This is a genomic window from Kitasatospora sp. NPDC029312 (genome assembly GCF_055569215.1).
Genome location: NZ_JBVHXY010000009.1, coordinates 88,589 through 113,283, shown reverse-complemented (window position 1 = coordinate 113,283; position 24,695 = coordinate 88,589). Strand labels below are relative to the sequence as shown.

General features: G+C 73.4%; 12 protein-coding genes. 8 read left to right on the top strand and 4 right to left on the bottom strand.

Translation table 11 applies throughout. From position 1 onward, the window contains the following. Nucleotides 1–59: 59 nt before the first annotated feature. Nucleotides 60–581 (bottom strand): carboxymuconolactone decarboxylase family protein, encoded by a 522-nt coding sequence (locus tag ACZ4WV_RS10515; RefSeq protein ID WP_465744871.1) that lies wholly within the window; start codon nucleotides 579–581, stop codon nucleotides 60–62. Nucleotides 582–1,093: 512 nt separating this feature from the next. Next, nucleotides 1,094–2,122: a helix-turn-helix domain-containing protein gene (locus ACZ4WV_RS10510; protein WP_465744869.1), complete on the bottom strand. Its 1,029-nt coding sequence runs from the start codon at nucleotides 2,120–2,122 to the stop codon at nucleotides 1,094–1,096. Nucleotides 2,123–2,174: 52 nt separating this feature from the next. On the opposite strand from ACZ4WV_RS10510, the gene ACZ4WV_RS10505 reads away from it, so the two are divergent. Next, nucleotides 2,175–2,570, top strand: coding sequence for a cupin domain-containing protein (locus ACZ4WV_RS10505; protein ID WP_465744867.1), 396 nt, complete (start codon nucleotides 2,175–2,177; stop codon nucleotides 2,568–2,570). Between the two features lie 338 nt (nucleotides 2,571–2,908). On the opposite strand, the gene ACZ4WV_RS10500 is transcribed toward ACZ4WV_RS10505, so the two are convergent. Beyond that, nucleotides 2,909–4,153, bottom strand: coding sequence for a cytochrome P450 (locus tag ACZ4WV_RS10500; protein WP_465744865.1), 1,245 nt, complete (start codon nucleotides 4,151–4,153; stop codon nucleotides 2,909–2,911). Between the two features lie 191 nt (nucleotides 4,154–4,344). Here ACZ4WV_RS10500 and ACZ4WV_RS10495 point away from each other — a divergent pair, with 191 nt between their 5' ends. Further along, a complete protein-coding gene (locus ACZ4WV_RS10495) occupies nucleotides 4,345–4,989 on the top strand; it encodes a hypothetical protein (RefSeq protein WP_465744863.1) in 645 nt (214 codons plus the stop codon). Nucleotides 4,990–5,226: 237 nt separating this feature from the next. Here the strand turns inward: ACZ4WV_RS10495 and ACZ4WV_RS10490 are convergent, their stop codons facing one another. Then, a complete protein-coding gene (locus ACZ4WV_RS10490) occupies nucleotides 5,227–8,436 on the bottom strand; it encodes a M28 family peptidase (RefSeq protein WP_465744861.1) in 3,210 nt (1,069 codons plus the stop codon). A gap of 328 nt (nucleotides 8,437–8,764) precedes the next feature. Between ACZ4WV_RS10490 and ACZ4WV_RS10485 the strand changes: the two genes are divergently transcribed. The 6 genes from ACZ4WV_RS10485 (at nucleotide 8,765) to ACZ4WV_RS10460 (ending at nucleotide 24,695) form a co-directional block, all read left to right on the top strand. After that, the gene (locus ACZ4WV_RS10485; RefSeq protein ID WP_465744859.1) at nucleotides 8,765–10,231 is read left to right on the top strand and encodes a helix-turn-helix domain-containing protein; all 1,467 of its coding nucleotides are present in this window, start codon (nucleotides 8,765–8,767) and stop codon (nucleotides 10,229–10,231) included. A gap of 594 nt (nucleotides 10,232–10,825) precedes the next feature. Then, nucleotides 10,826–10,963: a hypothetical protein gene (locus ACZ4WV_RS10480; protein ID WP_465744857.1), complete on the top strand. Its 138-nt coding sequence runs from the start codon at nucleotides 10,826–10,828 to the stop codon at nucleotides 10,961–10,963. A gap of 62 nt (nucleotides 10,964–11,025) precedes the next feature. Next, nucleotides 11,026–20,271: a non-ribosomal peptide synthetase/type I polyketide synthase gene (locus ACZ4WV_RS10475; protein ID WP_465744855.1), complete on the top strand. Its 9,246-nt coding sequence runs from the start codon at nucleotides 11,026–11,028 to the stop codon at nucleotides 20,269–20,271. Continuing rightward, nucleotides 20,258–21,952 (top strand): phytoene desaturase family protein, encoded by a 1,695-nt coding sequence (locus ACZ4WV_RS10470; RefSeq protein ID WP_465744853.1) that lies wholly within the window; start codon nucleotides 20,258–20,260, stop codon nucleotides 21,950–21,952. The genes ACZ4WV_RS10475 and ACZ4WV_RS10470 overlap by 14 nt, the downstream gene beginning before the upstream one ends. A gap of 26 nt (nucleotides 21,953–21,978) precedes the next feature. Beyond that, entirely contained in the window at nucleotides 21,979–23,643 is a 1,665-nt protein-coding gene (locus ACZ4WV_RS10465; RefSeq protein ID WP_465745012.1) for a phytoene desaturase family protein, read from the top strand. After that, complete coding sequence (locus ACZ4WV_RS10460; protein WP_465744851.1) at nucleotides 23,640–24,695, top strand: MDR family NADP-dependent oxidoreductase; 1,056 nt, start codon at nucleotides 23,640–23,642, stop codon at nucleotides 24,693–24,695. Before ACZ4WV_RS10465 ends, ACZ4WV_RS10460 begins: the two co-directional genes overlap by 4 nt.

Here is a 24,695-nt window from a genome sequence, read left to right as displayed (position 1 = left end):
CTCCCTCCCCCCCCCCCCCCCCCCCCCCCCCCCCCCCCCCGGGGTGGAGGGGTGGCGGGTCAGGCCCAGGGGTCGGTGAACGAACGCCCGGGGACGGGCTTGGCGATGAGCGCGATGGCGGTGAAGAAGTTCACCTGGCCGATGGCGATGATGAGCGTGGTGAGCGCCTTCTCGTCGTAGTGCTCGACGACCTCGGCGTACAGCTCGTCGCTGACGCGCTCGCCGTGCGGGTTGGGCTGGAGCGAGGCCTCGACGAGGGCGAGGGCGGCACGCTCCGATGCGGTGAAGTACGGGGAGTCCTGCCAGGTGGCGACCGAGGTGATGCGCTCCTCGGACTCGCCGGCCTTGCGCAGGAAGCCGGTGTGCAGGACGGTCAGGTAGGTGCTGCCGGCGATCTGGCCGGCCCGCAGCTGGACCAGGCTGATGGTGCTGCGGGGGACCGAGCGATTGCCGACGGCCTTGAACAACGCGGCGGACACCTCGGCGAGTTCGGGCACGAGCTCCCCGGGGTCGGTGGCGAGGCGGGGGCGCCGCGGGATCTCGGTGGTGATCGAACGGCCGGCGGTCGCGGGGGCGGTCATGGTCGGGTTCCTCTCGGGTGATCGGTGCTTTCACTGATCCGACGGATCCCGGCGCGGATGTGTGACGACCTCGCGCGGATCACTTTTCGGCGGCTCCACCCACCCGCCCCGGGGCGAACCGCGCCAGCCGCCCGCCAGGGCCGCCTGCAGCCGGACCGACGAGACCTCGGCAGGCTCCGTCCGGGGCGGTGGGGGAAGTCTGCGGGTTGTCCGCTCAGGCCTTGCCGTGCGCCGCGCGCCGCGAGGCGCACCGCGACCTCGATACGGCTGTATCCGGGAACGGGCGACCCGACGGCCGTCTCGCAGCGAAGCGCGTCGAGCTCCGCAGGTGTGTCTCGCGGCGCTGAGCCGCTGGGCCCACGCGTGCGGCCTCTTGCTCCCGTGGGGCGAGGGGGACCGGTGCCGGCGCGGTCAGGGCCGGGTCAGCAGGTGCGGACGCTGTAGACCGGAGCCGCCGACAGCGCCCCCGCCGTCGGTTCGTCCTCGGCCGTCGGATCGTCCCCTCGTCCCCGTCAGTTCGTCCCTGCCGTCCGTTCGTCCCCCGTGTCAGCTCGTCCCGGCCCGAACCGCTGCCGGTACACCGACGGCGAGATGCCCGTCTCGCGCCGCATCAGCGCGCGCAGGTTGGCTGCCGTGCCGAGCCCGCTGCGCCGCGCGACCGCCTCCAGCCGGGGTTCGCCGCGCTCGATCAGGCGGCAGGCCAGGGCGAGTCGTTCGCCGGTGAGCCAGGCCAGCGGCGTGGTGCCAAGCTGGGCGCGGAAGCGGCGGTGCAGGGTTGCCGGGCTGACGGCCGCGCGCGCCGCGAGGTCGGCGACGGTGAGGGGCGCGTCCAGCCGCCCCTGGGCCCAGGCCAGCAGCGGAGCCAGCGACTCGCCAGGCCGGTCGGGCACCGGGCGTTCCACGAACTGTCGCTGGCCGCCGTCCCGGTGGGCCGCGAACACCAGCCGCCGGCTCACCGCGTTGGCCACCTCCGCGCCGTGGTCGCGGCGCACCACGTGCAGCCCGAGATCGAGCGCGGCCGCACTGCCTGCGGCGGTCAGGATGTCGCCGTCGTCCACGAACAGCACGTCCGGTTCGAGCCGGACGGACGGGAACCTGGCCCGGAAGGAATCCGCCCACTGCCAGTGCGCGGTGGCCCGGCGCCCGTCCAGGACCCCGGCCTCCGCCAGGGTGAACGCGCCGCTGCAGAAGCCGACCAGGCGCGCGCCGCGCGCGTGCGCCCGCCGGACGGCGTCCAGTACGGCGGGCCGGCGGGGCACCTCGACGTCGGGGCGGTTGGGCACGATCAGGGTGTCGGCGGTGTCGGCAGCCTCCAGCCCGGCGACCCCGGTCAGGGTGAAGAAGCCGTCCCGCATCAGGATGCCCGGCTCGGGGGAGCAGAGCCGGAAGTCGTAGAGGTCACGGCCGACCTCCGGCCTGCGCAGCCCGAACACCTCAGTAGCGCAACCGAGTTCGAAGGGGTTCGAGTTCTCGTCGACGATCACGACGACCCGGTGCACGCCGCCCGCCGGGCGCGCCGACTGCGAGGATCCTTGCGGCATGTGCCATTTCTAGCACTCACACCGAGCGCCCGTCACGACCCAGGATGGACCCATGAGCAACCAACCCATCCTCCTCGCCCAGGCCCTGGCCACCTTCGACGCCCTGTGGAGCCCCCGCATCGTCACCCGCGTCAACGACTACGACGTCCGCATCGCCAAGGTCGAGGGCGAACACCTCTGGCACGCCCACGACGACACCGACGAGTTCTTCCTCGTCCTCGACGGCGAGCTGCGCATCTCCCTGCGCGAACCCGTCGGCGAACGCACCGTCGTGCTTCCCCAGGGCGCCGTCTTCACCGTGCCGCGCGGCACGGAGCACAAGCCCCATGCCCCGGCCGGCGCCGCGATCCTCATGTTCGAGCCCGCCGGCACCCCGACCGTCGGTGACCGCCACGACCCTGTCCCCGACCACGTCGACGCCACCACGGGGCACACCCTGAACACCTGAGGGCCCTCCGCCGTCCGAGATCAGCCGGGCCGGGTCATCCCGCCCAGGCACCCTTGATGGGACCAGGAAGGATGTCGCTTCGGATGACTCCGCCCGCCCTAGCGATTCCGAGTGACGGAGAACGGCAGCGGAGGCGTCCGATGCGGGGCGTGGGCGCGGGGTGTGCGACCACCGAGGCGCCGCCGCCCATCGTCGGCTCATGGAAGTCCAGCGTCGCCTCGATCGTGGCCGCGCCCCGGCATCGGGAACGGCCACGCCCGCGTTACGGCGCCCCGGCCTGTGCCCGGTCACCCGCCCGGGGGCGCGCGGTCAGGGGCTGAGGTCGCTGGAGCAGCGGCTCAGCGCAGCACCGCCGGGGTCGGGCCGTCGGGGCGGACGGTGATGCTGTAGGTCGCGCCGGTCGGGCGGGAGCGGAACTCCACGTGGCCCAGGGGGAGGAGGAGTTCCAGGAGCGCGGTGGTCTCCCGCAGGGCGAACTGGGTGCCGAGGCAGGCGCGGGCGCCGAGGCCGAAGGGCAGGTAGGCGCCCAACTGGCTGGGGCGGTCCGCGCCGGGGGCGAACCGCGCCGGGTCGAAGCGTTCCGGGTCGGGCCACAGATCGGGATCGCGGTGGGTGAGGTACGGGCAGACGAGCACGTCCGTACCCGCGGTGATCCGGTGGCCGGTGACCACGTCGTCCTCGACGGCGTGGCGGGGGAGCAGCCAGGCGGAGGGGTAGAGCCGGAGGGTCTCGCTGACCAGCGCCTGCGGGTCGGCGTCACGGGCGGCCGGGTTGTCGTCGAGCAGCAGGAACAGCCAGGTGAGCGTGGTGGCAGTGGTCTCGTGGCCGGCGACCAGCAGGGTGACCAGCTCGTCGCGGATCAACCGGTCGGTGTACTCGGGGTGTTGGGCGGTCGCATCGAGCAACGTCCGGAGGACGCCACCGCCCGGTTCCCCGGTGCCGTGGGCCGAGCGCGCGGCGTCGATGGCGGCCTGGGCGACGGCGTCGATCCGGGCGAGGTCCTCGGCGACCGCGTCCCGGGCGTCCGCCGCGTCGGTCGGCAGGGTCGGCATGGCGGCCACCACCCGTTCCACGGCTCGCAGTTCGCCATTCGTCCGGTCGTCCAGCGGCGCACCGGTGAGCGCCCGCCAGACCGTGTCCAGGGCGAAGCCGCGCATCTCCTCGGCCACGTCGAAGACCTCCCCGCTGCACCGGTACCCCTCCCAGCGCTCCGCGGTGCGGCGTGCGGCGGCGGCGATCCGCTGCTCGTAGCGGCGCATGCCCGGGCCGGTGAACTGGGACTGTAGGATCCGCCGTTGACGCTTCCAGGCGTCGCCGGTGGCGGAGAGCACACCGTCGCCGACCAGCATCCGGGCCCGGTGCGAGCGCTTGACGTACCGGTCGGGGTGCCGGCCGAGCACGTGCTGCACCGCGGCCGGATCGGTGACCAGCACCGTCGGAGTGGGGCCCAGCCGGAAGGCGGCGATGCCGCCGACCCGGCGCCGGGCGCGGGCCAGCAGATCGACCAACTGGGCCTCCTCGGCGCGCCACTGCTCCACGACGTCCGCTGGCAGTTCGGGGACGGGGTGTGCCTCCGTGGTCACGGATCCTCTTCTCCTGCTGCCTGCTGATGGGGCGTCCGGTCGACTCTATGCCAGGTGGGAGCGCGGCCGGGTTGCGTCGAACGAGTGGCGGGCCCGGCCGGGCCTGCGCGGCGCTCCGCCGTACCGTGTGCGAACGGCTACGGTGCCACGGGGCCGACCGGCCCCGGTTCGCTGCACGGATGGGAGAAGACATGCCCGGGACCCGGCACATCGGAAGCGGCGGGACTGGCCGGGCGGCCCGTCACCTGGCGGCCGCCTTGCTCGTACCGGCCCTGCTGTCCTGCTCGGGCGGCGGCGGTGGTTCCGGCACTGCCAACCAGGCCAACCAAGCCAATCAGGCTAACCAGGCCGACCAGAGCAACCAGGGCAGCCAGTCCGGCCAGGGCGGGAACGGCGGTCAAGGGCAGACAGGGGAGCAGCGGACCGAGGACACCGGGGACCAGGGCGGGTTCCGGACCGCCGGCGAGCCCTCGGCGAACGTCCAGGGCACGGACGAATTCGCCGACATCACATTGTCCTTCACCTCGAAGACCAGTTTCGTGGCCGTGATCAGCAAGGTGAGCGACTGCAACAGCACCGCGTACGCCAAGGACCCCGACTCGCGGCAGGTTCAGGTGACCGACGGCAGAAGCGAGACGGCCGGCTTCTCGCTGCCGGCACCGACACCGGGCACTATGAGCCGAACGATCTGCCTCACGGTCACCGTCGACGGCTCAAGCAAGCGGATCCAGACCCACGAGAACCTGCCCGTCTCCAGCCGGGCCGGCGGCCCCAAACCCAGCGGTGGGTCCAACCCCGGCAGCAGGGTCCCCGGCAGTGCCGGGAGCAACCACTGAGCACCGCCGAGGAGAGCCCCCGGGCACGCCGGAGCCGCCGCGGATCCACGCCTGGCCCGACTGGATCGCCAAGTTCGCGACCTGGATCGGCCCGACCACCTTCCTGACCGCGCTGCTCTTCTTCTTCCCCTTCTCCTTCTTCGGGCGCCCGCCACCGCACAAGACTGCGCCGCGGTCCGTCCCTCTCGACGGGCCGCGGCGCAGCCGGTTCACCGGGTATCAGTCAGCACCGGCCGGTCACACCGGCTGCCACAGCGCCGGGACGATCGGCGGTTCCCAGCCGACCTGGGCGGTGTGGCCCTGGACGCAGCGATAGGTGACACCGTTGTAGGTGACCAGGTCGCCCGTCCGGTACGTGGTGCCGGGTGTCCAGGTGCCGCCGGGGTCGGGATTCCCGTTGCCCACGACCAGGGTGAAGCTGGTGGTGTGGGTGGCCGAGCCGGCCCCGCTGACGGTGATGGTGTAGGTGCCGGCCGCGGTGGACGCCGCGGTGGCGACGGTCATGGTGGCGGAGGCACCGGACTGCACCGAGGCCGGGCTGAAGGAAACGGTCACCCCGGCCGGGACGCCGGTGGCGGTGAGATCGACCGTCTGGGCGGAGCCGGAGGTGGTCGTGGTGGCGACGGTCGTGGTGGCGGAGCCGCCGGGCTTGACGGTGGCGGTGGCCGGGTTCACCGCGAGGGAGAAGTCGTTGGCGGGGGTGGTGCCGCCGACCGAGGTCTTCCAGATGGTGTAGGCCACGCCGTCGGCGCTGCGGTTCAGCGCGGTGGGGTCGATGTTGGCCGTGGTGTCGCAGGACTGGTGGTAGCAGGAGTCGTACGAACGGCCCGCGGTTCCGCCCCACTTGGCGGCCTGGGCGGAGGTCTTCACGGCGTCCGCGCCGGCCGCGTAGCCCGAGGTCGGGATGCCGGCCTGCTGGAAGGAGTAGTCGTCCGAGCGGCCCTGGCCCTCGACGTTCTCCTCGGGCTGGAGGTTGAGGGAGTCCCAGTAGGCCTTCATCGGGGCGGAGGCGGCGGAGGTCAGGTTGTTGATGAAGTAGCCGGCGTTGGGGGAGCCGACCATGTCGAAGTTGTAGTAGGCCTTGATCGCCGAGCGCTGGGTGGAGCTCAGCCGGCCGACGTAGGACTGGGAGCCCTGGAGGCCCTGTTCCTCGCCGGTCCACCAGGCGAACCGGACGTGTCGGGTGAGGCTCGGGTTCTGCTGGGCGAGGACGAGTGCGTTCTCCAGCAGGACGGCCGAGCCGGAGCCGTTGTCGTTGATGCCGGGGCCGGCCGAGACACTGTCCAGGTGGGCGCCGAACATGGTGACCTGGTCGGAGGGGCCGCCGGGCCAGTCGGCGATCAGGTTGTCGGACTGGTAGGTGCAGGAGGTGCAGGTCTGCTCGCTGACGGTGTAGCCCGCGGCCTGCAGCTTGGCCTTGAGGTACGCCACCGACTGGCTGTGCCCGGCGCTGCCGGCCCGGCGGTTGCCGCCGTTCTGGTTGGCGACGGTGTTCAGCTGGGTCAGGTGGGCCTGGACCTTGGCCACGTCGATGTCCGGTGCCGGGCCGGGGGTGCCCCCGCCGCCGACGGTGAGGGTGTACTGGGCGGTGTGGGTGGCCGCGCCGGCGGTGCCGGTGACGGTGATCACGTACGTCCCGGCCGGGGCGCCGGAGGAGGCCGCCAGGGTGAGCGTCGCCGACGACCCCGCCTGCACGGAGGAGGGGTTGATCGTCGCGGTGACTCCGGCCGGGGCGCCCGAGGCGCTCAGGCTGACGGTCTGCGCGGTGCCCGAGGTGACGGAGGTGGAGATCGTCGCGGTGGTCGAGGCACCGGGCTGGACGGAGCCGGCGGCCGGGCCGAGCGCGAGCGAGAAGTCGTTGGTGCCGGACGGCGTGCAGGTCGGGTCGCCGGGCTGGGCGGGCAGGTTGATCGCGTCCCAGGCGGCCTTGGCCCGGGTGTAGGAGGTGCAGGTCGGGTCGAGGTTCTTGGCCGCGGTCAGGGTGGTGGTGCGGTAGCGCTTGTAGGTCATGCCGCTGGTCTTGAGCAGCATGCCGCCGTAGAAGACCTGGCCGGCCTGCTTGACGCCGATGCCGGTGACGGAGGAGCCGTTGCAGGTCGGGCTGGTGGGCTTGTCGCCGCCCGGGTTGGAGCCCATGGCCAGCAGGTAGAACCAGTGGTTCAGCGGGCCGGCCGCCGCGTGGACCTCGGTGCTGGGGATGGCGGAGGAGTAGCAGTCCGGGTCGTTGTTGACCAGCGAGGGCTGGTAGAGGCTGCGGATCGGGCCCTGGCCGACCAGGTTGACCTCGCGGCCGACCTGGTAGTCGGGGTAGTCGTAGGGCGCTGGCTGGTTGGCGTACTCCTTGGTGAGCGCGCCGAAGATGTCGCCGGTGCCTTCGCCGAGGCCGTTCTCGTTGTCGGCGCCGCCGGGGGTGTACTGGTCGATGCCGTGGCCGAACTCGTGGCCGACGACGTCCTGGGCGGCGATCCACTCGCCGTTCTGGTTGTGGCCGATGGAGACGGAGCTGCCGTCCCAGTAGGCGTTGACGTCGTTCAGGCCGACCTTGACCGGCCAGCTGCCGCCGTTGCCGTCGTGCCCGTTGCGGCCGAGCCAGTCGCGGAGCATGTTCCACTCCTGCTGGGCCGCCCACACGGCGTCGCCGCAGCCGGTCTCCTTGCTGGACGGGTTACCGGTGCCCCAGGAGTCGGAGGACTTCGTGAACACCTGGCCGGTGCTGTAGTCGGAGCAGCTCAGGCCGGGCCGGCTGGGGTCGCGCAGCGCGTACGAGCCACCCGAGCCGGTGGTGTTGATGGTGAGCGGGCCGGGGCCGTTCCACTTGCTGTTCAGGCTGCCGGCCCGGACGTCGTCGTAGCTGTCGACGACCTCACCGGTGGCGGCGTCGACGAACACGTGCAGCCTGCTCGGCGCACTCTCGGTGCGGCCGTTCAGCACCGTCTCCCAGGCGAGCCGGCTCGTGCCGGCCTTGACCCGGACGACCAGGCGGTGCGATTGCACCGTGTCCACCACGGGCAGCTCGGTCCGTGCGGTCCGCTCCGCGTCGCCGGCGCTGACCCGCGGGGCCGTCGATCCGCCGACCGGGCCGGGGGAGGCCGACTGCAGGCCGCGGACCTTGCCCTGGCCGTCGGCGAGGACGACGGCGTCGCCGCCGACCACCGGGAGGCCGTGGTAGCTGCGCTCGTAGGAGACGGAGTAGAGGCCGCCGAGCCAGGGGGTGACGGAGCGGCGTTCGTAGGTCTCGTCGGGGCCCTTGGCGAGTGCGTCCAGTCCGGCCGCCGCGGCGGCGTCGGCGGCGTTGACGGCGGCGGCCAGGGCGCTCGGCGGCGCGGGGGTGGGGGAGGGCGCGGGCGCGGCGCCGGCCGGTCCCGCGGTCGTGATGACCAGGCCGGCCAGTACGGTCAGGGTGGTCGCCGTGGTGAGCAACCGTCCTGGGGAAACTCTGCGTTGCATCGAGGCTCCTCGGATGTGGGGGTCCTCGACCGCGGACGGCTTGGCTGGCGGCACACCGCGGGCCGGGTCCGGGGGACGGCCGGGCGGGCCGTCCGCGCTCGGGTGCCCGAACCCTCACATGGCGGCATGCCCGGGTCAACGGCTGGTGCAGGCCGGGCAAGGGGTTGGCAAATTCCGTCAAGCCGCAGCCGCCGTTCCCCGTCAAGCTGGGCGTGTCTCCAAGTGGTTGAGACCACGTCATGTACGCGACGGGCACCATCGAGTACCGTCCTCAACGTCGGACTCGTCGCAGGGCCCCGCGCCAGGGCCTGTCTCCCGGGAGGCAGCCGTGCACCGGAACCGTTCGGACTCGGCAGCGCGGGTGTCGGCGCAGAGCGGCGCTCCGGCGCCCTCGGACGCCCAGGACCGCGACCGCTGGCGGGAGTTCGGTGCCCGGCTGCGGCACTGGCGGCGCCGGGCCGGGCTCACCCAGGCGCAATTGGGCGCCGGGATCGGCTACGACCACACCGCGGTCAGCAAGATCGAGCACGGGGCCCGCCGGGTCGCCCCCAGGACGGCCGACCGGATGGATGAACTGCTGGGTGCGGGCGGGGACTTGCGGGACGCCTGCCTGCGGGCCGAGGCCGCCGGACAGCCGCCGCTCGCGCCCTACCCGCCCTTCCCGCCAGGGCTGGTCCGGCCGCCGCTGCCGGGCGGGGCGCCGACCTGGCCGCTCCCCGCCCCGGCCGCCGGATCCGCGCCGGCACCGACCCGGCTGCCCGACTACGGACTGCTCTGCCCGCTGCACGGAGCCGAGGGCTGCCGGGTGCCCGGAGCGGCCGAACTGTCCGCCCTGCACGCGGAGTTCTGCGACACCGGCCGCACCGTCGAGTCGCTCGGTGCGCCGCCGCTGGACGCCGCCACCGCCCATGCCCTGACCGGCCTGCTCGCCGCCCAGCTGCGCTCCGGCGAGACCGGGGGCCTCCCAGGCCTGACCGTCGCCGTCGAGCGCACCCTGCACGCGGTGCTGGTCCGGTTGGCCACCGCGTCCGACGCCCAACGCCGGCCGCTCGCCCGGCTGGCCGCGGAACACGCCCACGCCGCCGGGGCGCTGCGGATGCAGGGCGGCCGCAACGCCACCGCGATGGCCTGCTTCGACCGCGCGCTCACCTGGGCCGAACTGGCCGGGGACCAGCCCACCCTGGTGGGCACGCTCAGCGACCTGAGCATCCTGGCCCGGCTGGACGGCGATCCGGTCGCCGCGCTGGGCTACGCCCGGGCGATCGACGAGGTCGCCCCCGGCCGGCACTGGGCCGGGGCGATGGGGCGGATCAGCCGGGCCCGCGCGCACGCCCTCACCGGCGACGTCCGGACCACCGTCCGGCAGATCGGCCTGGCCCGGGCGCACCTGGACCGGATGGACGACCGGGACGAGGCGGACGTGCCCTGGCTGTCCATCGCCTCGATGCGGCTGCGGGTGGAGTCCGCCGCGGCTGCCGCCCTGCGCGACCTCTCCGCCGCCGTGGACGACCCGGGGCTGGCCCGCCGGGCACTGGCCGCCACCGAGACGGCGCTCGGCCTGCTCGGCCCGGGCCAGCTGCCGTCCAGCCGACTGCTGTTCACCGTTCGGGCGGCCGACTGCCACGCCTGCGCGCACGATCCGCGCACGGCCGTCGACCTGCTCGGGGCCGCTCTTGAGTCCGCCCCGGCCGCCCTGCCGGCGCTGGTCGACCACGAGCTGCGCGGGCTGCGCGCCCGCCTGGCGGCACACGCGCCGCAGGCCGCCCACCGGCTCGCGGAGCTGGTCGGGCGCTGACCCGATCGGCGGGGCGCGCGACGGTGCCCAGCTCGGGTCTGCGTGGTCCGCGCTCCGTGCTCGCACAGTTCGCCCCCGAGTACGCCCCCTTCGCGCCGTCCGTGCGTCAACTTCGTGCGCGGATCTTCCGCCGATCGAGTCATTTATGGCGTTAACACGTCGAATGACTGCCCCGGCCTTCCGGTCCCGCTAGAGTCTCTGACGTTTCCAGTCATTGGTCCGCGAAGAACAAGGGGGCGCGTGCTGTCCGCCATCGCACGCCGGCTCGCCCGGCCGCTTCCGCACCGGGGAGTGCGGTGCGCGGTCGCCACCAGACCGCATTTGCGGCGGGCGCCCGACCGGGCCTTCCCACTCGTGTCGTTGGCCGTGCCCGACGGCCAGGTCAGCCCGGCGGGGCCGCCCGCGGCGCAGGCCCCGCCGGCCTGCCCGCCCCGCCGACCGGACCGCTCGGCGGCCGCCCCGGGAATTCCGCGAACAATGCCGGGAATGATTTCTCCGCCGCCTCCGAAGCGCAGTTCCGGGTCCAACTCCCGTCGTCCCCGATCGGCTTCTCGGCGTATTCAGGGTTCGTGGTCGGATTACTCATTCCCGTGGATGGGTATTCGCTCCGGCATCGACGTCCACCCCGGCCGGCTCGGCCGCGCCCCGGCCGCGTTCCCGACCGCCGGTGAGCTCCCCGCCACCCCGTCGCACCCCCGGCGCCGGACCAGGGCCGCCGAGCAGCCCGCCTGACCCCGGCCCCAGAAGCCGCCCCAGCCACCCGCGCCGTCCCGCCACCGACCCCGGATTGGACCATGACCACCTCGCCCTTCGCCGTGCCCAGCGACCGGATCGCGATCACCGGGATCGGCTGCCGCCTGCCGGGACACGCCAACGACCACCGGACCTACTGGCGAAACCTGATCGAGGGTCGGGACTGCCTCACCGACACCCCCGCCGACCGCTACGACACCCGCACCCTGGGCAGCCGGGACCGCGCCAAGCCGGGGCGGCTGATCGGCGGCCGGGGCGGCTACATCGACGGCTTCGACACCTTCGACCCGGACTTCTTCGGCATCAGCCCGCGCGAGGCCGAGCACATGGACCCGCAGCAGCGCAAGCTCCTGGAGGTCAGCTGGGAGGCGCTGGAGGACGGCGGGCTGCGCCCCGGCGAGCTGGCCGGGCGGGACGTCGGCGTCTACATGGGCGCCTTCACCCTGGACTGGAAGATCCTCCAGTTCGCCGACCTCGACTTCGCCACCATCGCCGCGCACACCGCCACCGGCACCATGATGACCATGGTGTCGAACCGGATCTCGCACTGCTTCGACTTCCGCGGCCCCAGCGTCTCGATCGACACCGCCTGCAGCTCCTCGCTGGTCGCCGTCCACCTGGCCTGTCAGAGCCTGCTCCGCGGCGAGACCGAACTCGCCCTGGCCGGCGGCGCGTTGCTGCACATGGCCCCGCAGTACACGATCGCCGAGACCAAGGGCGGCTTCCTCTCCGCGGACGGCCGCTCACGGGCCTTCGACGCCTCCGCCGACGGTTACGTCCGGGCCGAGGGCGTCGGCGTGGTGGTGCTCAAGCGGCTCTCCGACGCGCTGCGCGACGGCGACCCGGTGCACGCCGTGATCCTCGGCAGCGGCGTCAACCAGGACGGCCGCACCAACGGCATCACCGTTCCCAGCGCCGACGCCCAGGTAGCCCTGATCGAGCGGGTCTGCGCCGAGGCCGGGGTGCTGCCCGGCAGCCTGCAGTACGTCGAGGCGCACGGCACCTCCACTCCGGTCGGCGACCCGATCGAGGCCGCCGCGCTCGGCCGGGTGCTGGGCATCGGCCGCCGCTCCGGGGACCGCTGCTACGTCGGCTCGGTCAAGACCAACATCGGGCACACCGAGGCCGCCGCCGGCGTCGCCGGACTGATCAAGACCGCGCTCGCCCTCAAGCACCGCCGCATCCCCCCGCACCTCAACCTGGAACGGCCCAACCCCGGCATCGACCTCGCCGCGCTGCCCTTCGAGATCCCGACCGCCCCCGTCGACTGGCCCGAGCACGAGGGGCCGGCCCGCGCGGGCGTCAACTCCTTCGGCTTCGGCGGCACCAACGCCCATGTGCTCCTGGAGGAGCCGCCGCCGCCCGCCCCGGCCGCCGCCGAGATGCCCCAGCCCGCCCGCACGGTGCTTCCGCTGAGCACCCGGGACGCCGCCGGACTGCCCGAGCTGGCCGCAGCCGTCCGCGCCGAGCTCGCCGCCGGAACGGCGCTCGCCGACCTCGGCCACACCCTGGCGCACCGCCGCCAGCACCTGCCCGAGCGGCTCGCCGTGGTCTACTCCGGGCCGCAGGACCTCGACGAGGCGCTGGCCGCCTGCGAGCGCGGCGAGAGCCACCCCCGGGTGGTCCAGGGCAGCGCCCGGGAGCGCCGCCAGCGGCGGCTGGCCTGGGTCTTCACCGGTATGGGCCCCCAGTGGTGGGGGATGGGCCGCGGCCTCTACGAGAGCGAGCCGGTCTACCGCGAGGCCGTCCAGGCGGTCGACCGGGAGATCCGCGAGCAGGCCGGCTGGTCACTGCTGGAGGAACTGGGCCGCGACGAGGCGGACTCCCGGATGGCCGAGACCTGGCTCGCCCAGCCCGCCAACTTCGCGCTCCAGGTGGGGCTTTCGGCGCTCTGGCGCAGCCACGGCCTGGTGCCGGACGCGGTGGTCGGGCACAGCACCGGCGAGGTCGCCGCCTTCCACGAGGCCGGGGTGTACGACCTGCCCGACGCCGTCCGGGTGGTGCTCGCCCGCAGCGGACTGCAGCACCGCCTGGCCGGGACGGGCTCGATGCTCGCGGTCGGCCTGCCGGAGGCCGAGGCGGAACGCCGGATCCGCCCGTACTCGGCCCGGATCTCGCTCGGCGCCGTCAACAGCCCCTCCGCCGTGACCCTCGCCGGGGACACCGACGCGCTGCGCGACCTCGCCGGGGAACTCGAACAGCAGGGCGTGTTCGCCCGCCTCCTGGACGTCGAAGTCCCGTACCACAGCGTGCGGATGGACCCGATCCGGGACGAGCTGATCGCCGCACTCGCCGGGATCAAGCCGCGCGAGGCGCAGCTGCCGCTCTACCTGACCGCCCACGAGGGGCTCGCCCGGGGCCCGGAGCTGGACGGCGAGTACTGGTGGCGCAACGTCCGCAACCCGGTCCGGTTCCGCTCCGCCGTCGAGCGGATGGCCGAGGACGGCCACCGGCTCTTCCTGGAGGTCGGCCCGCACCCGGTCCTCGGGCACGCGATCCGCGAGTGCGCCGAGCAGGCGCACACCCTGCCCTCGATCCGCCGCCAGCAGGACGAGCCCGAGCGCTTCACCCGCACCCTGGCCGAACTGCACACACTCGGAGTCGAGTTCAGCTGGGACGCGCTGCACCCGGCGGGGCGCCCGGTGCCGCTGCCCGGCTACCCGTGGCGGCGCGACCGGTACTGGGTCGAGCCCAAGCCGGTGGAGCAGGTCCGGCTCGGGCGGGTCGACCACCCGCTGCTCGGCCGCCGCACCGCGAGCGCCCAGCCCGGCTGGACCACCGCGCTGGACCCCGAGCGGCTGCCCTACCTGGACGACCACCGGATCGACGGACAGGTGGTCTTCCCGGCCGCAGGCTACCTGGAGATGGCCGCCCAGGCCGTCCGGGCGCTCACCGGCGGCACCGAGGTGGTGCTGGCCGAGGTCGAGCTCAACCGCGCGCTGTTCCTCTCCGAGTCCGAGCCGGTGCCCGTCCAGCTCGGCTACGCGCCCGAGGACGCCCGCTTCACCATCGCCTCCACCCCGGCCGGCGGCGAGCCCGCCGTACACGCGAGCGGCCGGGTCCGCACCGGCCAGCGCCGCGCCCACCCGCCCGCACCGGACTTCGACGCGCTGCGCGCCCGGGGGCAGCGCCTCGACGGCCCCGACTGCTACCGGCGCCTCGCCGAGCGCGGCTACCACTACGGGCCCGCCTTCCAGGCCATCACCGAGGTGTGGGCCGGCCCCGGCGAGGCGCTCGCCCTGATCCGCCCCACGCCGCAGCTCGGCCCCGGGGCGGCCGACCACCACCTCCACCCCGTCCTGCTGGACGCCTGCTTCCAGACCCTGCTGACCACCCGGCTGCACGCCCCCGAGGACGGCAGCGTCCGGCTGCCGGTCTCGATCGAGGAGGTCCGGCTCGACGAAGCCGGTGCCCGGCCGCTGTGGGCGCACGCCACCGTCGTCCGGGAGGACGGCGAGGAACTCGTCGGTGACCTCGCCCTCTACGGCGAGGACGGCACCCCGCTGGGGCGGATCACCGGCTTCCGGGTCGCCGACGTCGCCCGGGCCTCCGCCTCGGTGGGCCTGGCCACCATCGACGGCTGGCTCACCGAACTCGCCTGGATGCCGGCCCCCGCGGCGCCGACCGACCAGCCCACCGGCGACCTGCTGCTGTTCGCCGACGGCGGCGGCCTCGCCGAACGGCTGGCCGCCCTCGCCGCCGAGCGCGGCACCCGCTGCCACCTCGTCCGGCCCGGCGACTCCTTCCGGCTCGGCGACGGCGAGGCGACGGTGCGGCCCGACTCCGCCGAGGACCTCCAGCGGCTGTTCGCCGCATTGGACCCGGAGTACCGCACCGTCGTCCACCTCTGGAACCTCGACCTGCCCGCCCTCGACGCCGTCGAGGCCGGGCAACTGGACGGGCTCGCCACGCTCGGCGCCTACTCGCTGATCGCCCTCGCCCAGGCACTGCCCGCCGCCCGACCGGACGGCCGGCTGCACATCGTCACCCGGGGCACCCAGGCCGCCGCGCCGCACGACCCGGTCGAACCGCTCGGCGCTCCCGCCTGGGGCATCGGACGGGTGCTGTGGCAGCAGGAACTCGTCGCCCAGCGCGGCAGCCTGATCGACCTCGACCCGGCCGCCCCGGCCACCGACCAAGCCGAGGCGCTGCTCGCCGAACTCGCCGCCGACGGCGAGCAGGAGATCGCCCTGCGCGGCGGCGACCGGCTCACCAGCCGACTGCGCCGCGCCGAGGGCCTCACCCGTCCGCTGCCGCCGGTCCTGCGCCCCGACGGCAGCTACCTGGTCACCGGCGCCTTCGGCGCGCTCGGCCGACTGCTCTGCCGCACCCTGGTCAAGCGCGGCGCCCGACGGCTGATCCTGGTCGGCCGCACCGCCCTGCCCGACCGCACCGAGTGGCAGGCCGTCGACCCGGCGAGCCCCGCCGGGGAGCGGATCGCCTTCCTGCGCGAACTCGAGGCCCTCGGCGCCGAACCGCTGCTCGCCCCGGTGGACGTCACCGACGAATCCGCCCTCGCCGCCTGGCTCGCCGACTACCGAAAGCGCGAACTCCCGCCGATCCGAGGGGTGTTCCACCTCGCCGGGCAGGTCCGGGACACCCTGCTGGCACAGATGGACCGCCCGGCCTTCGACGCCGGGTACAGCCCCAAGGTCATCGGCGGCCACCTGCTGCACCGGCTGCTGAGCGCCGAACCGCTCGACCACTTCGTGCTGTTCGCCTCCGTCGCCTCGCTGCTCACCACCGCCGGACAGACCAACTACGCGGCCGGGAACGCCTTCCTGGACGCCCTGGCCCACCACCGCCGGGCCGCCGGCCTGCCCGCCCTCAGCCTCGACTGGGGCCCCTGGGCCACCGGCATGATCGAGGAACTCGGCCTGGTCGCCCACTACCGCAACGCGCGCGGCATGAGCTCGCTGCCGCCGGAGGCCGGAACCGCCGTACTGGAGCGCGTCCTCGGGCAGGACCGGGCGCAGCTGCTGGTCGCCACCGTGGTCGACTGGCCGACCTTCCTCGCCTGGTACCCCGCCCCGCCGCCGCTGGTCGCCGACCTCGCGGCGAGCGCCGCCGAGCAGGCCCCGGCCGAGACCGGCGGCTTCTTGGACGCCTACCGCGCGGCCGACCCCGAGGCCCGCCGGCACCTGGTCGCCGAGCGGTTCACCGCGGCCGCCGCGGCCGTGCTGCGGACCGCCACCGAACGGATCACCCAGGACACCAAGCTCGGCGCCCACGGCCTCGACTCGCTGCTGGCGATGGAGCTGCGGGCCCGGGTGCACGGCGAACTCGGCGTCGCCCTGCCGGTGGTGGCGCTGCTCAGCAACGGCACCGTCGGCGACCTGGTCGACCTGCTCACCGAGGGCCTCGCCGAGCGGCTGGCCGCCGAGGGCGGCCCGGAGCAGGCCGAGATCGAGCTCCACACCGACGAAGCCCGCTACCCGCTCACCCACAACCAGCAGGCGCTGTGGTTCCTGCGCCAGCTGCACCCGGACGGCTTCGCGTACAACATCGGCGGCGCCGTCGAGGTGCGCGCCGAACTCGATCCGGACCTGGTGTTCGCGGCCTTCGCCTTCCTGGTCGACCGGCACCCCGGGCTGCGCGCCGCCTTCACCGCCGAGGAGGGCCGCCCCGTCCAGCGGATCCGCGGCGACGTCGTCCCCGACACCGGCCTGTTCGACGTCGAGGGGCGCCCCTGGGAGGAGATCCACGAGCTGATCGTCCGCGAGTACCGGCGACCGTACGACCTGGCCGAGGACCAGCTGGTGCGGCTGCGGCTGTTCCGGCGCGGGCCGGACCGCTGGGTGCTGATGAAGGCCGTCCACCACATCGTCTCGGACGCGATCTCCACCTTCACCTTCATCGAGGAGCTGTTCGAGGTCTACGAGGCGCTGCGCCGGGGCCTGACCCCCGAACTGCCCCCGGTGGCCGCCCGCTACCTGGACTTCCTCAACCACCAGAACCGCTTCCTGGCCGGGCCGCAGGCGCAGCGGATGCTCGACTACTGGCGCGGGCACCTGCCGGCCGAGATCCCGGTGCTGGCGCTGCCCACCGACAAGCCGCGCCCGGCGGTGCAGACCCACAACGGCGCCTCCGAGTTCTTCCAGCTGGACGCCGAGCTGACCGCCCGGGTCCACGAGTTGGCCCGCGCGCACGGTGCCACCCCGTTCATGGTGCTGCTCAGCGCCTACTACCTGCTGCTGCACCGGTGGTCCGGGCAGCCGGACATCGTGGTCGGCAGCCCCGTCACCGGCCGCACCCAGGAGGAGTTCGCCTCCGTCTACGGCTACTTCGTCAACCCGCTGCCGCTGCACGTGAGCCTGGCGGGCGAGCCGACGGTGGCCGAGCTGCTGGCCCGGGTACGCGAGAGCGTGCTCGGCGGTCTGGACAACCAGGAGTACCCCTTCCCACTGCTGGTCGAGCAGTTGGGGCTGCAGCACGACCCGAGCCGCTCCGCGGTGTTCCAGGCGATGTTCATCCTGCTCACCCACAAGGTCGCCGTGGAACGCTTCGGGTACCGCCTGGAGTACATCGAACTCCCGGAGGAGGAGGGGCAGTTCGATCTCACCCTGTCCGCCTACGAGGACCGCTCGGACGGCTGCTTCCACTGCGTCTTCAAGTACAACTCCGATCTCTTCGAGCCCGCCACCGTCCAGCGGCTGGCCGCGCACTACCGCAACCTGCTGGACGCCATGACCCGGGCCGCCGAGGGTGAGCCGGTCGGCCGGCTGCGGATGCTGGACGCGGCCGAACGCCGACGGATCCTCACCGAGTTCAGCGGCGCCGAGCGGTGCATCGACCACCCGGTGCCGCTGCCCGAGCTGATCGCCAAGGCCGCCGCCGAGCACCCGGAGGCCGTCGCGGTGGCCGCCCCCGGCCGCGGTGAGGTCCGGCGGCTGACCTACGGCGAACTGGACCGGAACTCCCAGCGCACCGCCGCCCGGCTGGGCGAACTGGGCGTCGGCGAGGGCTCGGTGGTCGCGGTCTGTCTGGACAAGTCGCCCGAGCTGATCACCACCCTGCTGGCGATCTGGCGGGCCGGCGCCGCCTACCTGCCGCTCGACCCCGGCCACCCGGCCGACCGACTGGCCTACCAGGTGGCCGACGCCGGGGCGGCCCTGGTCGTGGTGGACGAACGGCGCCCGCCGGCGGCCGAACTGCCCGCCCCGCTGGTCACCCTGGAGGAGTTGGGCCGGCCGGCCACCGCCACCGGGCCGCTGCCCGCCGCGGACCCGGACCGGGCGGCGTACGTCATCCACACCTCGGGCTCCACCGGGCGCCCCAAGGCCGTCCGGGTCGACCACCGCAACCTGGCCGCGGTCACGGCCGGCTGGCGGGAGGAGTACCGGCTGGACACCGAGGTGCGGGTGCACCTGCAGATGGCCGGCACCGCCTTCGACGTGTTCTCCGGCGACCTCGCCCGGGCGCTCGGCACCGGCGGCACCCTCGTCCTGGTCGACCGCGACCTGCTCTTCGACACCGCCCGGCTGTACCGGGTGATGCGCGAGGAGGCCGTGGACTGCGGCGAGTTCGTGCCCGCAGTGGCCCGAGCCCTGCTGGCCTACTGCGAACGCGGGGACCTGCGGCTGGACTTCCTGCGGCTGCTGATCGTCGGATCCGACTCCTGGAAGGCCGCCGAGCACCGACGGCTGCACGCCTTGTGCGGGCCGCAGACCAGGCTGGTCAACTCCTACGGCCTGACCGAGGCCACCGTCGACAGCAGCTACTACGAGGGCACCGCCGAGGACCTGGAGCCGGGCCGGATGGTCCCGATCGGCCGGCCCTTCCCGAACAGCGCGCTCTACGTCCTCGACCGCTACGGCGAGCCCGTCCCGGCCGGGGTCCCCGGCGAGCTGTGGATCGGCGGTGCCGGTGTGGCGGCCGGCTACCCGAACGACCCCGAGCAGACCGAACGGCGCTTCGCCACCCTGGACCTCGACGGCACACCGCTGCGGCTCTACCGCACCGGCGACCTCGGCCACTGGGACACCGGCGGCACCGCGCACCTGCTCGGCCGGATCGACAACCAGGTCAAGGTGCGCGGGCACCGGATCGAACCGGGCGAGATCGAGGCCCACCTGACCGCGCTGCCCGAACTCGCCCAAGCCTGCGTGGCGGTCCGGCCGGACGCCTCGGGCGAATCCGTGCTGGTCGCCTACCTGGTGCCCGCCGAGGGCGTCCAGCTGGACCGCCGCGAACTGCGCCGCCACCTCGCCGAGCACCTGCCCACCGTGATGATCCCCTCCTACCTCATCGAACTGCCGGCCCTGCCGCTCACCCCGAACGGCAAGGTCGACCTCGCCGCCCTGCCCGAGCCCAAGGCCGACACCGGTGGCGAGCGGCACGAACCACCCGTCACCCTCTACGAGGTCAGCGTCGCCGCGCACTGGAAGAACCTGCTCGGCCTGGACGACGTCGGACTCCAGCACGACTTCTTCGAACTCGGCGGAAGCTCGATCCGGCTGATCGAGCTGATCCACCACCTGCAGACCGAGTTCAACATCAGCATCCCGGTCGGCCTGCTGTTCAAGGTCACCACCCTGCACGGCATGGCCCGCACGGTCGAGCAGATCATCACCGGCGAGGTGGCCGGCGGCGAGCCCTACCTGTGGTTCAACCCCGGGGCGCCGGAGGCGCGCACGGTCTTCTGCTTCCCGCCGGCGGGCGGCCACGGCCTGGTCTACCGGCAGCTGGCCACCCACCTGCCCGAGCACCGGATCGCCGCCTTCAACTACCTCACCGGCGACGACAAGACCGCCCGCTACGCGGACCTGGTCGAGGAACTGCACGCGCCGGGACCGTACGTCCTGCTCGGCTACTCGCTCGGCGGAAACCTCGCCTTCGAGGTGGCCAAGGAACTGGAGCGGCGCGGCCGCACCGTCGCCTCCGTCCTGCTGGTGGACGCCTACCGGACCCTGGAGGCGTTCGACCTGGGCGAGGAGCACGTGGCCGTCTTCGAACGGGAACTGCGCGAGCACCTGCACCGGCACACCGGCTCGCGGATCGTCGCCCAGGAGACCCTGGAGCAGGCCCGGGACTACCTGGAGTTCTGCAGCCGCACCCCCAACACGGGCACGGTGAACGCCCAAGTCGACGTGGTCTGCGAGCGCGAGCGCCTCGGCATCCACGTCGGCGGCGAAAGCGGCTCCTGGCACGGCGCCTCCACCACCGGCACCGCCGTGTACGCCGGTCACGGCAGCCACGCCGAGATGCTCGACGGCGGGTTCGCCGCCCGCAACGCCGAACTCGCGGGCGCCATCCTGGCCGGAGGCACCGCCGATGGCCGAGGTTGACCGCGGGCCGGACTGGTCCGCCAGGGAGCGGGCCGGCGGCGGCCCGCCCCGGGTGATCGTGATCGGGGCCGGCCTGGCCGGCCTCGCCACCGGCTGCTACGCCCAGATGAGCGGGCTGGAGACCCGGATCTTCGAGAAGCACGTCCTCCCCGGGGGCTGCTGCACCGCGTGGTCCCGGCACGGCTACCTGTTCGACTACTGCATCGACTGGCTGATCGGCACCGCCGAGGGCACCGGCGCCCACCAGGTCTGGCAGGAACTCGGCGCCCTGGACGGCAAGTCGGTGGCGCACTTCGACACCTTCAACCGGGTCGTCGACGAACACGGCCGGTCCGTCACCTTCCACACCGACCCGGACCGGCTGGAGGCCCACCTGCTGGCCCTCGCCCCCGGCGATGCCGCGCCGATCCGGGCCTTCTGCAAGGACCTGCGCCGCTTCGCCGCGATCGACCTGCCCTGGGACCTCACCCCGCCACCGCTGCGCACCACGGCCGAACGGCTGCGCACCCTGCGCGCCGTGCTGCCCGCCTTCCGGCTGTTCTGGCGCACCGCGACCACCCCGATGAGCGGCTTCGCGGAGCGCTTCCAGGACCCGCTGCTGCGCCGGGCCTTTCCGAACATGTTCCTCCAGGAGCCGGCCGGCTTCCCGCTGCTGCCGTATCTGTACACCCTGGCCGCCGCCCACACCGGCAACGCGGGCTTCCCGCAGGGCGGCTCGCTGGGCCTGGCCCGCTCGGTGGAGGAGCGGTACACCTCCCTCGGCGGGGTGATCGGCTACCGCTGCCGGGTGGAACGGATCCTGGTCGAGGAAGGCCGTGCCGTCGGTGTCGAACTGCGCGACGGCTCACGGCACTTCGCCGACCACGTGGTGGCCGCCTGCGACGGCCCGACGGTGCTCGAGCGGCTGCTCGAGGGCCGCTACTCCAGCCCCGCCACCGACCGGCTGTACGGCGAACTCCTGGACAAGCCCGGCAACCTCTACCCGGCGGTGGTCTCCGCCTTCGTCGGCGTCGACGGCCCGCTGCCGGCCGGCGAACCGCACAGCACCACCTACCTGCTCCCGCCCGAGCAGGGCGCCCGGCTCCCCGGCTCGCTCCAGCACAGCCTGGTGGTGCAGCTGCGCTCCCAGTACGCGGAGGGCTTCGCGCCGCCCGGCAAGTCGGTCCTGCACTGCACCTACTTCAGCGACTACCGCTCCTGGAAGGAGCTACGGGTGCGCGACCGCCGGGCCTACCGGGCCCGCAAGCAGGAAGTGGCCTCGTTCGTCCGGGAGTTCCTGGTGCGGACCCACCCGGAGCTCGCCGGGCGGATCGAACTGGTCGACGTCGCCTCACCGGTGACCACCGAGCGGTTCACCGGCAACACCTACGGCAGCATCCTCGCGTGGCAGGCCTTCTCGGAGGCCGAGGACGCCGCCAACCGCCTGGTCAACCGGGACCGGATGCGACTGCCCGGCCTCAGCGGCTTCTCCATGGCCGGCCAGTGGACCTCGCTCGGCGGCCTCATCCGGGCCGCCACCAGCGGCCGGTACGCCGCCCAGTACCTCTGCCGGGAACTCGGCCGGCCCTTCCGGGCCAGGCCCAGCGACAACCAGGAACCCTGGCACGCGGGCAAGTGGGGCCGCCTGCCGCAACTCGACCGGGCCACCGTGGGCCGGATGGCCGTCGGAGGGCCGGAATGACGGGGACCAGCAGCAGCCGGCAGAGCATGGTCATCATCGGCGGCGGGCTCGGCGGCCTGTCCACCGGCTGCTACGCGCAGATGAACGGCTACCGCACGCAGATCCTGGAGATGCACGAACTGCCCGGCGGCTGCTGCACGGCCTGGGACCGCGGCGAGTTCACCTTCGACTGCTGCGTCAGCTGGCTGCTCGGCAGCGGGCCGGGCAATGAGATGCACCAGATCTGGCTGGAGCTCGGGGCCCTCCAGGGCAAGCGGATGCGCAACTTCGACGTCTTCAACGTGGTGCGCACCCGGGGCGGGCAGGCGGTCTACTTCTACTCCGACCCGGACCGGCTGGAGGCCCACCTGCTGGACCTCTCGCCCCAGGACGCCCGGCAGATCCGGCAGTTCTGCGACGGCCTGCGCAAGTTCCGTCTGGCACTGACCCGTTACCCCTTCCTCAAGCCGGTCGGGCTGATGGGCCGGTGGGAGCGCTGGCGGATGCTGGCCTCCTTCCTGCCGTACTTCAACGTGATCCGGCGCTCCATCTCGGTGCTGATGAGCGACTACTCGGCGCGGTTCCGCAGTCCGCTGCTGCGCGAGGCGTTCAACTTCGTGCTCTACGAGAAGCACCCCAACTTCCCGGTGCTGCCGACCTACTTCCAACTCGCCTCGCATGCCGGGCAGTCGGCGGGCGTGCCGGAGGGCGGCTCGCTCGGGCTGGCCCGCTCGATCGAGCAGCGCTACCGGCGGCTGGGCGGCGAGATCACGTACAACGCCAAGGTGACGGAGATCCTGGTCGAGCGGGACACCGCGGTCGGGGTGCGGCTGAGCGACGGCCGGGAGGTGCGCGCCGACATCGTGGTGGCGGCCTGCGACGGGCGGACCACGATGATCGACCTGCTCAAGGGCCGCTACCTGAACGACACCTACCGGCGGCTGTACACCGAGACCCTCACCGAGCCGGGCATGGTGTTCCCCGGCTACCTGACCGTCTTCCTCGGCCTGCGCCGGCCCTTCCCGGCGGGGGACCCGTGCACCACGTACCTCCTCGACGAGGAGTTCGCGGCGCGGCTCACCGGCATCCGGCACCCGAGCATCAACATCCAGTTCCGCAGCCGCCACTATCCGGAGCTGTCCCCCGAGTCGACCACCGTCGTCTACGCCAGCTACTTCTGCGACATCGCCCCCTGGCGGGAGTTGAGCACCGGGCCGGAGCAGGCGCCCCGGCTGCGGCGCGGCGAGGAACTGCACACCCTGCCCGTCGGCCGGGGCCGGGAGTACCAGCGGGAGAAGCGCCGGGTGCGGGACGCCGTCATCGAGTTCCTGGACGGGCACCACCCGGGGCTGAAGGAGGCGGTATCCGTCAAGGACGTCTCCACCCCCCTCACCCAGGTCCGCTACACCGGCAACTACGACGGCACCGTGCTGGGCTGGCAGCCGTTCGTGGAGAGCGGGGAGACCTTGGAGGAGGAGATCAAGCGTAATGGCCCGGGGCTGCCGGGGCTCGCCAACTTCTACCTCTCCGGGGTCTGGGCGACCACCGGGGGCCTGATCCGCGCGGCCGCCGCCGGCCGGCACGTCGTCCAGTTCATCTGCCGTGACGACCACAAGCGCTTCACCGCGGCGGTCGACGACAGCGCGCCGCCGCCCATCCTGATCACCGAAGCCGTCGGGCCGGGCGCCCGGGAGTTTGGAGTCACCTCGTGAAGATCGAGAAATGGGTCGTCCAGGAGCACGTGGACGGTGTACCGGAGGTCGACCGGGTGTACCGGAAGGTCGTGGAGGAGGTGGACGTCCGGCTCGCCCCGGACGAGATGCTGCTGCGCACCCGCTACGTGTCCGTGGACCCGTACCTCCAGGGCATCGCGCTGGACACACCGCTCGGCGACCACATGGGCGCCGACGCGATCATGGAGGTGGTGGAAGCCGGCCCGGACGCGCGCTTCGCGGTGGGCGACCTGGTCCAGGGCTTCGGCGGCTGGTGCAGCCACGTGATCAGCGACGGCGAGCCGCGCCTCTGGCAGACCGGCACCTTTCCGATGGTCTTCCCGGCCTACCGGCGCCTCGACCCCTCGCACTACGACCAGCAGCTGCCGATCACCACGGCGCTCGGTCTGCTCGGCGGCCCGGGGATGACGGCCTGGGGGACGGTGGAGAAGTTCCTCGACATCCGGCCCGCTATGACGGTGCTGGTCAGCGGGGCGAGCGGGGCCGTCGGCTCGGTCGTCGGACAGCTCGCCAAGCACCGCGGCGCGCGGGTGATCGGCACCACGGCGACCCCGGCGAAGGCGGACTGGCTGCGGGAGCTGGGCTTCGACGAGGTGCTGAACTACCGCGACGGCGACGATCGGGAGCAGGTGGCCAAGGAGCTGGCCGGCCTCGTCCCGGACGGCGTCGACCGCTACTTCGACAGCCTGGGCGGCACGCTGACCGACGTGGTGTTCGAGATGCTCGCGGTGGACAGCCGGGTGGCGGTCTGCTGGCAGTGGGGGAGCCAGGTCGGCGGAGAGTGGACGGGGCCGCGGCTGCTGCCGATGATCATGTTCCCGCGCACCCTGATCCGCGGGATCTTCTCGCTGGAGTGGTTCACCGAGGAGAACTGGGCGGCGCTGCGACGGGACCTCGGCGCCCTGGTCCGCGACGGGCGGCTGCAGTACCGGCAGACCGTGCACCACGGGTTCGACAGCATCCCGGCGGCGTACCGGAGCCTCTACGTCGACCGCTCGGCGAGCCGGGGGAAGGTGCTGGTCGAGCTCTGA